General features: G+C 43.8%; 9 protein-coding genes. 2 read left to right on the forward strand and 7 right to left on the reverse strand.

Annotated elements, in window-relative coordinates; genetic code table 11:
- Window positions 1-143 precede the first annotated feature (143 nt).
- Window positions 144-2636, forward strand: a complete 2493-nt coding sequence (locus tag ACO05P_RS01845) for a PIG-L family deacetylase (RefSeq protein WP_421753088.1) — start codon at window positions 144-146, stop codon at window positions 2634-2636.
- Between the two features lie 94 nt (window positions 2637-2730).
- Window positions 2731-4449, forward strand: a complete 1719-nt coding sequence (locus ACO05P_RS01850; protein ID WP_421753089.1) for a sodium:solute symporter — start codon at window positions 2731-2733, stop codon at window positions 4447-4449.
- Here ACO05P_RS01850 and ACO05P_RS01855 read toward each other — a convergent pair.
- The 7 genes from ACO05P_RS01855 to ACO05P_RS01885 form a co-directional block, all read right to left on the reverse strand.
- On the reverse strand, window positions 4446-5384 hold the full coding sequence (locus ACO05P_RS01855; RefSeq protein ID WP_421753090.1) for an L-histidine N(alpha)-methyltransferase: 939 nt from the start codon (window positions 5382-5384) through the stop codon (window positions 4446-4448). The two genes, ACO05P_RS01850 and ACO05P_RS01855, sit on opposite strands and share 4 nt — an antisense overlap.
- Before the next feature lie 4 nt (window positions 5385-5388).
- Window positions 5389-6561: an ergothioneine biosynthesis protein EgtB gene (egtB, locus tag ACO05P_RS01860; protein ID WP_421753091.1), complete on the reverse strand. Its 1173-nt coding sequence runs from the start codon at window positions 6559-6561 to the stop codon at window positions 5389-5391.
- 79 nt (window positions 6562-6640) lie between these two features.
- Entirely contained in the window at window positions 6641-6799 is a 159-nt protein-coding gene (locus tag ACO05P_RS01865; protein WP_421753092.1) for a hypothetical protein, read from the reverse strand.
- Window positions 6800-6873: 74 nt separating this feature from the next.
- Complete coding sequence (locus tag ACO05P_RS01870; protein ID WP_421753093.1) at window positions 6874-8541, reverse strand: FAD-dependent oxidoreductase; 1668 nt, start codon at window positions 8539-8541, stop codon at window positions 6874-6876.
- A 2-nt stretch (window positions 8542-8543) separates the two neighbouring features.
- On the reverse strand, window positions 8544-9941 hold the full coding sequence (locus ACO05P_RS01875; RefSeq protein WP_421753094.1) for an ATP-binding protein: 1398 nt from the start codon (window positions 9939-9941) through the stop codon (window positions 8544-8546).
- 36 nt (window positions 9942-9977) lie between these two features.
- Window positions 9978-12365, reverse strand: a complete 2388-nt coding sequence (locus tag ACO05P_RS01880; protein WP_421753095.1) for a TonB-dependent receptor — start codon at window positions 12363-12365, stop codon at window positions 9978-9980.
- 82 nt (window positions 12366-12447) lie between these two features.
- Window positions 12448-13464 (reverse strand): SRPBCC family protein, encoded by a 1017-nt coding sequence (locus ACO05P_RS01885; protein ID WP_421753096.1) that lies wholly within the window; start codon window positions 13462-13464, stop codon window positions 12448-12450.
- Window positions 13465-13587 lie beyond the last annotated feature (123 nt).

Genomic DNA, 13587 nt, shown 5'->3' on the forward strand with positions numbered 1-13587 from the left:
TGAGATTTAACATTTCTTTTAGATGGAATAGAGATTTGAGTCAAAGTCAATTAGTAAGAACTATCATCGAATAAGAATCTATGCATGAACCTTAGCCTTTGGTTCTGGATTAGTAGATTTGAAATCCAATTTTAAAGCAGCCCATGCGTAAAATAGTATTCTCGCTAATCTTGAGTTTGTATTCCATAATGTCTATGGCTCAAGCCACGGCTTCCTCTGCGATACTTCACCATATATATCAATTACAAAACCCTTTAAGGGTGCTTTATTTGGCCGCTCATCCGGATGACGAAAACACTCGAATGATTTCCTGGTTGGCGAATGATATTGGTGCCCAAACTGCCTACTTAAGTCTTACCCGTGGTGATGGTGGTCAAAATTTGATTGGTACGGAGCTAGGTTCAGAGTTGGGGATTTTACGTACACAGGAATTAATGCAGGCCCGAAACCTGGATGGTGGTCAACAGTTTTTTAGCCGAGCAGTAGATTTTGGCTACAGCAAGAATCCTGAGGAAACTTTCGAGCATTGGGATAAAGAGCAAGTCTTAAGCGATGTGGTACGCGTAATTCGTTATTTCCGCCCTCATATCATTATCACCCGCTTTCCACCGGATTCAAGAGCTGGTCATGGTCATCATACAGCCAGTGCGATGTTGGCTTTAGAGGCCTTTGACAAAGCGGCCGACCCCAAAGCTTTTAAGGAAACGAATTTGGAGGCCTGGCAGGTAAGTCGGATTTTCTGGAACCACAGCTCCTGGTGGGAACCCAAATTAGATAGTATCGCTGCTAATGATCCTTCTTATTATGTGGTAGATGTAGGCACTTATGTTCCTGAATTAGGCTTGTCTTGTAATGAATTGGCCAGCTACAGTCGCAGTCAACATAAGAGCCAGGGCTTTGGAGTGGCCGTGGACCGTGGTAGTCAGAAAGAGTATTTGAAACTCATGAAAGGAGAGGCCCCAGAATCCAGCATTTTTGCGGGTTTACCTATGAATTGGGAAGACTATGGCTATTCGGATATCGCAGAAGGACTAGCGGCCATCGAGGCCAGTTTTGACCCTCAGGCTCCCCATAAATCTTTGGAGGCCATTTTAGCTTTGCATGCTAAGCTCCGAATGAACGCTGGCAAACGAATTTTAGAAAGCCGCTATTTAGTTGATCAACTTAATCACCTGGCTGCCGAATGTATTGGTTTGAAATTGGAAGTTCTTGCTGAGAGTGAATATGTTGTAGGAGGCGAAAAGCCTACATACACAGCCCGAGCCATTCAACGCAGTCCGCTACCCATCCAAATTGAAAAATTATCGGAGTGGAAATCGGAGTACAAAGCGAAAACTGGCCCAGTAGATTTACCGACTAATGTTTTGATGGAAGCGCCTTTGCAAGGGGAAATTCTGGATGATGAAATGGTGAGTTCCCAACCTTATTGGTTAAGAGCTCCTTACGAAGATATGTTCTCAACTCCGGTGGATGAATGGCAATTAAAGCCTGAAACCGCTCCTTATGGAGGTGCCCATGTTGCAGTATATTATAAGGATAAGGCTTTTAGTCTCTATGTTCCCGTTCGCTATAAGTTTTCGGATCGGGTAGATGGTGAAATTGAAAGGCCCTTAATGATTGTGCCCGAACTCACTGTAAAAAGTAATACCGCTAAACTTTTTTTCCTGGATGATCGGGCTCAGGAATTGAATCTGGATTTTAGAGCCTTCAAAGCGGGAAAGTATAGCATTAGCCTAATGACCGAAGGATGGGAGATAAGTCCTTCTCAATTTGAATTGAATTTTGAGACCAAAGGAGATTGGCAAACCCAAAAACTCAGCATCAAACCTAAAATGGGGGCCGGTCCTACTTCACTAAATGTTTTACAACAAAAAAAGGAGGGCAATGAAATTCAATGGATAGCCCTGCAAAATTTGGTGGAAATCGATTATCCCCATATCGATAAGCGCATGGTTTTGGAAAACCCAGGCATTAGCTTATTCCCTTTAAATCTCAAAAAGAAAGGAGAGAAGGTAGCCTATATCGTTGGTGCAGGAGATAAGGTCCCAGAGGCTTTGGTGCAGATGGGTTATGAGGTAACAATTCTGGATGAGCACAGTATGCGCGAAACTGATTTAAGCCAGTTTCAGGCCGTACTATTAGGTATCCGTGCTTACAATACTCAAGACTGGCTGTGGCAGCGTCAAGAGCAATTGCTCAACTATGTGAAGACAGGAGGGAATGTGATCGTGCAATATAATACCCGTTCGCGCAGTTTCCAGGGAACTGACTTTGCCCCTTATCCATTTACTATTTCTCGTGAGCGGGTTACGGAGGAAAAGGCGGAAGTACGCTTTACAGATGCAGACCATCCGGTATTAAATCGTCCCAATAAAATTGTGAAAGCAGATTTTGACAATTGGGTTCAGGAAAGAGGTCTGTACTTTGCCGATTCCTGGGATGAGGCTTATTCCACGCCATTAGCCTGGCATGATAAAGGTGAACCTGATCGCTTAGGGGGATTATTAATTGCAAACTACGGCCAGGGGGCTTTTATGTATACCGGAATTTCATTCTTCCGCGAATTGCCAGCCGGGGTATCCGGAGCCTACAGATTATTAGCCAATATGATATCTTATGAAACTGGAAACCCCTGATAAGCTTAAGTGGCGCCAGATCTATAGTGGGGTACTGATGTTTCTCTTTCTACAGATCGTATTTTATTATCTAATTACCGCATACTACGCCTAAATGAGCACGCTGGATTGGATTGTTCTCTTTGGAACCTTGTTTGCCATAGTAGCCTATGGTACCTGGCGCACACGTAAGTCGCGCGATCTGAATGATTATTTGCGCGGTGGTAATGAAATGCGTTGGCTCACCATCGGCTTATCCGTAATGGCCACCCAGGCCTCGGCCATTACTTTTTTAAGTGCCCCTGGTTTGGGTTATGAGTCTGGTTTACGCTTTGTGCAATTCTATTTCGGATTGCCCATTGCTTTGGTGATTATTTCGGCTTTTATCATACCGATCTACTACCGATTGAAGGTTTATACGGCTTATGAATATTTAGAGTCGCGATTCGATTTAAAAACCCGCCTTTTGGCAGCCTTACTTTTCTTAGTGCAAAGAGGCTTGGCTGCGGGCCTTACCATTTTCGCTCCGGCCATAATTCTCTCCACCATCCTGGGGTGGAATTTGCAGTTCACCAATTTATTTGTGGGCTTCTTGGTAATTGTATACACCGTAACCGGAGGTTCCAAAGCCGTTAGTATTACTCAGAAATTACAAATGGGAATTATCCTCTTGGGGATGGCCCTAGCTTTTATCCTATTGGCGATGCGCATTCAGGATTATGTGGATTTAGGTACCGCCTTTAAATTAGCTGGATCGGCCGGTAGGATGGAGATTCTGGATTTTGACTTCGACCTCAAAGAGCGCTATACTGTATGGAGTGGTTTAACCGGAGGATTGTTTTTAGCCTTGTCTTATTTTGGAACCGATCAGAGTCAGGTGCAACGTTACCTCAGTGGTAAAGACATCCGCGAAAGCCGACTGGGCCTAATGTTTAATGCCCTGCTTAAAATTCCAATGCAGCTCTTTATCCTGCTTACCGGAGTATTGGTATTTGTATTCTACCTCTATGTAAAACCTCCGGTATTCTTTAATGAAGTGGCCTTGGAGCGCTTGGAGCAGAGCGAGTATGCCAATGAGCTTCGGGATATTGAAAGGCGTTACGATCAAAACTATTTTGAATTGCAAGCCAGTCGATCGGAATATGAGATTGCCCTGGAGCAAGATAATTTTCGCAATGAAACCGTTTCTCGGGAGGTGTTTTTAAAGCGCCTGGATGAGGATAAAGAATTAAGAACGGAGGTAAAAGAATTGCTTTTAAAGGCCGATCCTAAATTCAAGGTGAAGGATACGAATTATGTTTTCCTCAATTTTGTGATGGACTATTTACCGGTAGGAGTGATTGGCTTAATTATCGCCTTGATATTCTCGGCAGCCATGTCCAGTACCTCCAGTGAATTGAATGCTCTGGCTACCACTACCTCGGTAGACTTTTACAATCGACTCTTCCATAAAGAAGCAACTGAAAAGCAACATCTATGGATCTCTAAAGTCCTTACAGTGTTTTGGGGCTTATTGGCTATCAGTTTTGCCCTGGTGGCTAATCTCTTTGACAATTTGATTGAAATGGTTAATGTGCTAGGCTCCCTGTTTTATGGCACCATACTGGGCATATTTCTGGTGGCCTTTTTCATTAAACGCATCAAAGGTGGGCTCGTGTTTTATGCAGCCCTTATTGCAGAGGCGGCAGTACTGCTCATCCATTTTGCTCAGGTTTACAACTGGCCGATATTAGGCAACTTGCAAGTAGAATACCTTTGGTATAATGTGATTGGCTGTGGTTTGGTCGTGCTCTTTAGTTTTGTTTTTCAAGCCTTTAAAGGCGGGGAAGATTAGACACGAATCCAAAGTTGATCTTCATATAAACTCTGACTGTCGCTAAAGCGTTGCTCAACTTTAAAACCATGTTTTAGGGCCAATTGCTCTAAATCGCGAGGGCTGTACTTACGACTGGTTTCCGTGTGAATAGCTTCGTGGCGATCGAAATGAAATGATTTCTGCGCCTTTTCTATATAGACATCTTGTTCTTCTAGGGATAGAAGGTAGGAACGACTCTCGCCGCTGTGTGGGTCGTAATTATTATAATGCCGGAATTTGCTTAAATCAAATTGCCCTCCTAACTCATCATTAATACGACGCAGAATGTTAAAGTTAAAGGCAGCGGTGATTCCCATACTATCATTATAAGCGGCTAAAATTTTATTGGGGTCTTTTTTAAGGTCTACACCTAATAGAACTTGATCTCCAGGCTTTAGACTTTTATGCAGATGATTCATAAATACATCAACATTATCACGACGGAAGTTGCCGATATTACTCCCCAGGAAGAGTACGCTTAAGGCCTTATCATCCATTTGAGCCAGGCGGCTCAGGGCCGAAAAGTACTCATCGGCCATAGGCTCAAAGTTCAAATTAGGGAGCCAGTGTTTCAGGTTGGAACTAATTATATCCAGAGCATTAGAGGAAATGTCAATGGGATGATAGCTGAAATCGGTCTTATTGGCCAGGGCTGCTTCCAGTAAATAGCGGGTTTTAGTACCATCCCCAGCACCTAATTCGGCCAGTCGAAATCCATGCTCTGGAAAATGCCGGCAAATTTCAGGCGATTGTTCTTTTAGAATTTCCGCTTCTGCTTTGCTTAGATAGTATTCATCCAATTGCATGATTTGTTGGAAGAGACGATCGCCTTCGCTATTGTAGAAATATTTGGAGAGTAAATATTTGTCATTGGCCTCCAGGCCTTCAATTACTTCTCTAAGAAAATTACTCATAGTGTTATAGATCTTTTGCCAGCCTTAAGCCGGTAAATTGCCATCGGAACCAAGGATGGAAGAAATTGCGGTATGTTTCCCTTGAATGGCCTTCAGGACTGGCTATAGAGGCTCCTCTCAGGACCATTTGATTAACCATGAATTTGCCATTGTATTCCCGAGCCGGACCTTCATATTCTTTGTAGCCCGGATAAGGTAAATAAGCACTGTTGGTCCATTCCCAACGTGCACCCCAATTGAATTGTTTGTTAGCTACTTCCCATTCCGCTTCGGTAGGTAGGCGCATTCCGCACCAGCGTGCAAAGGCATAGGCCTCGTAAAAACTGATATGGGTAACCGGAGAATCTAAAGGAATACGCTCTAAACCACTTAAGCTAAAGCGCAACCATTGATCCTCTTTCCGGACCCAGTATAAGGGGGCTTCAATTTTTTCTTCCTGCCTCCAGATCCAGCCATCTGAATGCCAAAAGTCGGGTTTTTGATAACCACCATCTGCCATAAACTCTAACCATTCGGCATTGCTTACTAAGCTCTTGGCGATGGCATAAGTTTGAAGATAGACCTTATGCCTGGGGCCTTCATTATCAAAGTGAAAGTGGGGACCATTTGTCCCAATTTCATATAGCCCAGCGTCTTTTGCAATCCAGCCTTGGTCCTTTGAGGTTTTTGGATCTTCATTAAAACTTGGATCATAAACCGGATAAAAAGCTTGTTGTGCGAGTGCTTTCTTAAAGTCGGTTAGGAAAAGCTCCTGGTGCTGTTGTTCATGGTTTAAGCCCAGCTCCAGAGTATCTAATACGGATTGGTCTAAATCAGGACCATTAAGGAGCGCGTCAATTTTCGCGTCTATCTTCTGGCGGTATTCTAAAACCTTTTTTAAAGAAGGACGTGTTAAAGAGGCACGGGCTGCCCGATCTACTCGAGGACCTAAGGCCTCATAATAGCTGTTAAAGTAATAGGAATACTTTTCGTCAATGGCTTGAAAATTAGTGCCCTGGATGGCTTTTATAACCAGATATTCAAAAAACCAGGTGCAATGTCCAAGATGCCATTTGGGCGGACTGGCTTCAAAGGTGCTTTGGGCCAGATAGTCCTCCTCCTGAAGAGGAGCCATGAGCTGCAGGCTGTATTTCCGTACTTCCTGATACTGGACACGCAGCTTTTCTTGTCTGTTCACGAGCTGAATTATGATAGGGTAATTTAGGATTTGTCCCCGGGATCAGCAATAAAAAACCGCCCAAAAGGCGGCTTAAGTTTTAATGGAGTGGGTTAATTATTTCATCTTCCGGTGGGAGATCATTACTGGTGTCTGTAACAATGGGTTGTGGTTCCTGATAGACTTCTTCCCGATCGTCATTTTTTGAGCAGGCTGCTGCAATAAGGAGCAGGGCCGCTACTGGAATGAACTTTTTCATCTTTTTAGTTTTAGTTAGCAACTAAATTAGATGAAGCTTCGGCGGAATGCTTGTCAATCCTTGTGACTAAAGGCTTAAATTTCAGTTAAATACCGATGGGTGTAACTAATACTCATGGCGCCTTCACCCACAGCAGAAGCCACTCTATTCATGGCTCCGGAACGAACATCACCGGCCGCAAATACTCCAGGAATTGAAGTTTCTAAAGAATAGGGAATTCGTTCTCTTTTCCACTGCTGTGGTCCTTTTGCCGATTCTAATACTGCAGTCCCGGTTATTATAAATCCTTTTTCATCTTTCAAAATTTCTGTAGGTAGCCAGTCGGTGGCCGGCTTAGCACCAATAAATATAAATAGTGCGGCTCCTTCTTCTTCACGAATTTCACCGCTGCGATTATCGCGAATGCGTAAGGCATTTAAACTTTCGGTTCCCAGGGCTTCCGTGATTTCCGAAAAGGGACAAACCTGGATATTGCTGGTAGCATGGATCTGTTCAATGAGGTAGGCCGACATGGTATCCACTAAATCCGCTCTCCGGATTAAGATTTTCACTTGCTTAGCAAAACGTGATAAATACATGGCCGCTTGACCGGCTGAATTCCCACCACCCACAATAAATACGGTTCGGTTGGAACAGGCCGAAGCTTCCGTACTGGCCGCACCATAATACACCCCTTTGCCGGTTAAGGCCTGTAGGCCCGGGGTGTCTAATTGGCGATAATTAACCCCGCTGGCAATCACCAGAGATTTGGTTAAGATCTCCTTACCATTTTCTAGTTTGAGAATTTTTTGCTGATCTGCCAGTTCAATGGAGTTTACTTGGGCTGGGGTTAGGAACTCGGCTCCCAAACGACTGGCCTGACTTAAAGCTCGTCGGGCCAAATCAGCGCCACTTAGACCATTCGGGAAACCCAGGTAATTTTCGATTCTGGAGCTGGTGCCTGCTTGCCCGCCGGGAGCATGCTTTTCCAGCATCAAGGTTTTTAAGCCTTCACTGGCTCCGTAGACCGCAGCGGCTAAACCTGCTGGTCCGGCGCCAATAATTACCGTATCATACAATTCGGCCTTAGCCTCCGTAGGTAACCCTAATCGAGCAGCTACTTCTGATTTCTCTGGATGCTTTAGTATTTCGCCATCTTCCAAAATCAAAGCAGGAAGGTCTTCCAGGTTTAGGGCATTTTCCTCCATCAGAATTCGAGCCTCTTCTTCCTTTTCAATATCCATCCAACGATAGGGAAAGAGGTTGCCTGCCAGGTAATCCTTTAGTTGATGACTTAACTGCGAATATTGATAACCAATAATGCGCAGACCCTGAAATTTGGGGCGATATCCCGCCATCCAATCTTCCAAAAGATCATCGATTACAGGAAAAAGCTTTTCCTCTGGCGGATCCCAGGGCTTCATTAAATAATGATCCAATTGCACCTTATTGATGGCTTCAATAGCTGCTTGGGTATCGGAATAAGCCGTTAAAAGTGCTCGCTTCGCTTTGGGAAAAACTTTACGTGCTTCGCTTAAGAAGGCCACTCCATCTAGTTCCGGCATCCGCTGATCACTGAGAAAGAGGGCGATTTCGGCATTCTTATTTTTAAGTTCAACCAGGCTCTCTCGCGCTTCGGTAGGATTGCTGGTAGAAACAATGCGATATTCATCTTTATACCGCTGACGTAAATCTGATCGAATAGCCCTTAATACTTGAGGGTCATCATCTATGGCAAATAATATGGGTTTGTCTTGACTCATAATTAAAGCGGTAAACAAATACTGAATAAGGTAGGAGAGGCATTGGAAAGCAATTGCAATTTACCCTGATGCTGTTCCACAATACGGCGCGAAATTTCTAAACCCATCCCCGTTCCTTCGCCCACTCCTTTGGTGGTGTAGAAAGGGTCAAAGATCATGCTTTGTAGGTCTTCTGGGATGCCAGGTCCATTATCGCTGATGTGCACAAAGGCATTGCCATGTTCACTAAAGGTTTTTATACGAATCTCAGGCTGGCTGGAATCTTTCAGGGCATCGATAGCATTATCGAGGAGATTGGTGAAAACCTGATTCATTTGTCCAGCCCAAATGGGAACCTTCACTAAATCCGGATCATAATCCTTAATCACTTTAATACCTTCCTTTCGAATTTTATGATCCAACATTTTTAAGGTCGAATCCAAACTTTTGGCCAGGGAATCGGGAGACTTGTCCTGAGCCTGATCCATATGAGTGAAATTCTTAATACTGGCGACCAATTCTGAAATCCGAGAGGCCGCGGTAACAATATCATTTTGCAGCTCCTGGCGACTCAGTTCAAATTCTAGATATTGCAAAAGGGCTTCTCGGGCCTCTTCATCTGCGGATTGGAAGGCCTTTTCCAGGAAGCTGGGATCCACATCATAATTGACCAAATTATCTATCAGGTCGCCACAATTTGGCAAACCTTGATCTTCTAAATAATCCTGCCAATCATCTTCCATATCCTGCCTTTGCAGCAGAGATCGCTCGATTTGTTCTTTAGACTTTAATTCCAGCAAAACTCGCTCGGCCATCTCCAGATATTGAACCGGATTGGGAAGGGCAATTACCTTTTTCACCATTTCCAAGGCCTTATCTCCTTTGCTGTTCAGTACCTGAGCACTGCGAGCAATGGCAGAGGTAGGATTATTAAGTTCATGCGCTAATCCCGCGGCCAGCTTACCTAAGGCCATCATTCTTTCATTTTGTTGGCGAATGGTAGTGAAGGTGCGGATTCGGCTATTCATCAGATGCACCAAATTCTCGGTGAGCTCATAATGCTGATTGATCAAGGTTCGCATTTTAGCTCTGGGAAATTGCAGGGCTAAACTATCTTCACTGGCTTGCGCTGAGGCGGTTGCCTTTTCCATTCGAGAAAAAGGTAAGATTCCCGTTATTTCTCCGGGCCTTAATTCAGTGACCTGAACCTGATTACCATTCTGGTTGAGGAAAACCTTGAAATGACCTTTAAGAACAAAAGTCATATTATTCGCAGGTTCCTGGGAACGGAAGAGGAAGGAATCCTGAGGATATTCCACTAGTTCCGACTCCTGAATGAGGAAGTCAATTTGCTCATCCGGCAGGCCCGCCAAGCTTTCGAATTGATCTCGAAGATCAGCAATCGCGATGTTTTTTGGCATGCTCTAATTAAGCGAAATTCTGTCTAAATCCTAGGCTTAGAATTGCACAATAATCCCGATGGATGGGATCCGTGTACCATTACCATTTTCTAATAATTTGGTGTCATAACGTTGTTGATTGGCTGGGGCTGATGGGTTCAAGATAATTGGATTTCCCTGGGCATCGCGATTTAATGCCAGAAGAGGTTCGCCATCCACGGCCTGACCCAGCAAATTCTGAACATCGAAGTAAACGTTTAAGGACCAGGATTCGAAGAACCACTTTTTGTCCACCCGAATATTGACGCGATTGAAATTATCGAAACGCAATTCATTTAAACGACTCCAATCTGGCAAACCCCGGCGGTTGAGGTCATATACCTGTACCAGAGAACTAGTGGCTATATCAGTGGGGGTATAAGGTGCTCCACCCAAAAATTGGTACTGCATACCAATTTCCCAGTTTTTGCCAAATTTCTTACCTCCGGTAAGGGTGATGATGTTTTGATTATCCCAGGAGGAGGGCACCAAATTTCCTGCGGCATCTTCAAACTCAGATTTTACCAGGGTATAAGCCAGGGTTCCAAACCAACCATCGTAAAGCTTTTGCTGATAAAGGAATTCTAAGCCATAAGCTCGTCCCTGTGAACGGGATACTGCCGGTTCATTACCAATTACACCAAAATCGCTACCTAAATTTGCCAGGGTAATCCCGCGCTCGGTTAGGAAAGGATAGTTATCGTAAATCTTGTAAAATCCTTCCAAACTGATTTTTGCATTGAAAGGCAGATAATAGGCGAAACCCGCAACCATATGTTGCGTACTGATATAAGTTAGGTCCTTATTCACTAAAGTGTTAGTACTATCTCGGAAGCCTAAAGAGGTATAGGGGGGCAATTGATAGTAGATGGAGTAATTGGCATTAAAGCTCAGCTCCGAATTGATATTATAGGTAAAGGCTACCTTGGGGGAAATTTGCGAAAGAGGATTGGCAGTTTGGGCATTAAAGCTGTTTCCTTCCATACGTAATCCGAGGTTCAAGCTGATTTTTTCATCCCAAAAACTGCGGTTGGCATTGCTGAATATATAGTATTGGTACAAGCGCAGATCGGTTTCATAATTGCGCGCTTCGGCCCCGGGTGGAACACGCAAGTCAACTTCACTGGTTTGGTATTTAATTTCCTCAAATCCCAAGCCATTGGTTAGTCGCCAGCCATTACTACGTCGGAAATTCTCAATCCGAAGCTTGTTTTCAATTTCTCTACTCTGATAATCCAATAATTGCCGGCCATTCACTTCATCATTGTCTTCGTATTTGTAGGCGATGTTATTAAGCATAAATCGGCTCAAAATAAAGTTGGTGTATGACTTTTCACCAAAGTGCGTGAACTTGGCACCTACCGAGTAATTCCATTGTTCGTTAACCGGTAAAAAGGCCAATTGAAATTGCTGGGTTTCAGTTTCATTGGCATCCAAATTCAGTTTAAATTGATCAATAGCTCCTAATCCAATGAAGGTGAGTTGATTTTTATCATCAAACTTGTGTTTCACCTTCACCTGAAAATCATTGTAGGTAGGTAAGAAGGGGAGCTCTAATACAGAGAATAGAAATTGCAAATAGGAACGACGAGCTGAGGCTAAAAAAGTGGTTTTTTCACCTAAAGGTCCTTCCAGGGTTAGGCCTACTTCGGAGGCACCCACTTGAAAGATACCGCCAATTTTATCGCTACGACCATCTTTAAGTTTAATGTCGAGCACCGAGCTCAAGGCATTGGCTTTTTCTACCGGAAAGGCAGAGGTGTAAAGATCTACCTCACGTATAAAGTTCACATTAAGCAATCCCACTGGTCCGCCTGAACTTCCCTGAGTGGCAAAGTGATTAATACTGGGGATTTCTATACCATCCAAAAAGAAGCTGTTTTCATTTGGGGCTCCACCGCGAATGATGATATCATTTCGAAAATTTGGGGTAGAAGCCACTCCCGGCAAGGATTGAATAACTAGTGAAATATCCTGATTACCTCCTGGATTACGTTGAATCTCATTAATCCCTAAAGTGCTTACCGAGACGGGACTTTCATCCTTACGGGTGATGCGGTCCTGAGCGGTTACACTTACTTCACCCAGGGTTTGATTGCTCTCAGAAAGGGCAAAGTTGATCACGATGGGACGCGATCGACTAACCTGTACTTCGTACTCCGTTTTGTTGGTATAACCTACAAATGATGCGGTAACATTATAGAGGCCGGGTTCTACCTCTAAAACATAATTCCCGTCTACATCGGTGCTGGTTCCATTGCTGGTACCCTCAATAACTACATTGGCAAAAGGCAGAGGTTCATTATTAATTTCGTCGAAAACCCGTCCTTTAATTTGGCCCTTTTGGGCAGATAAGCCAAAAGAAAAAGCTAAGGCAAAGCAGAGGAAGAGGAAGCGTACTTTCAATTTTGTCGATATTTTGTTGATGATTTAGCATCAAAAAACCCCGACCGGGGGTCAGGGTTCATGAACAAAGGCAATTTTTTTTCTAAAGTATGGGATAATAAACTTTAGTTAACCATTTACTGGTATCAGGTTCCGTTTGCGGATCCGTAACATAAAATTCCAATGCGATCGGTGCCAGTTCAATGTCATTCATCACAGCATGTTCATGTATTTGCACATGAGCCTGGCCGGTAAGTTCATAAGGACCGTAATAGTCTATTTCCAATCCTTTGCTGGTTGCGAGAATACGCTTGTCCACATCATCGCTGGCCTCAAGCTCCGTTTGAGCGGGAATGCAGAATTCAATGGTAGCACGACGGGTTTCCTCATTCCACTCGTGATAAATGGCAAAGGGAGGGCCACTGATAATGCTGTCCGCGGATGCGCCAAAATAGGCCAGAATACGACCATAATTACGCGCAAAAAGAGCGGAACCTTCATCGGCCATTTTAGCCATATCAATAGATTCCGTTACACTGAAGTATACAATAGAATCTTTTTCTACTTCATTAATCGGTCTTTCCACAATTTCGTTTTTCTGGCTTTCTACAATGTATTTGATATTGGATAAACCGGTTTCGAAGGAGTTACCCACCTGGCCATCCATTAGCAAACCAAAAATTCGGCTGAAGAAAGAAAGCTCCCCGTGGAAACCCCAGGTTACCTCTGTACGATTATTAGCTACCTCATTAAAATTCCAATAGCCATAAGCCGGATCCATTCCCTCAAAATTTATTTGAGTATTGATGGTATCCATCCCGGAAACAGATAAGATTTGCTGGTTGCCATTACCGGAGTTTTCTGAAGTCCAGCTGTAACTGGCACCTTCTCCTTCCGTATCATCAGTATATTTAAAGACCATGGTACTGTCGGCTGCCAACCAGGGCGACCAGGCTTCCCAATTGCGGAAGTCATTCACTTGTTCGAATACGGCACGCTTAGATCCATTGATATTAATGGTTCTGTGCACATCGAAATTTGAAGGCAGGAACAGAGAAATTAGCAAATACAAGCCAACTAAGCCCGCCAGGACGAAGAGTACAATTTTAAGAATTCGCATGTTGATTGTTTTGATGGAAGGGCAATTTAGAAAATATGCCTGTGTAGATCTTGAAATTGATTCCCCGATGTTAAAATATTGTGGGAAAACCCCTGTGCTAAGTCTATAGTAGAAAGGAACAAA

This window comes from Croceimicrobium sp. (assembly GCF_965228705.1).
Taxonomy (GTDB): domain Bacteria; phylum Bacteroidota; class Bacteroidia; order Flavobacteriales; family Schleiferiaceae; genus Croceimicrobium.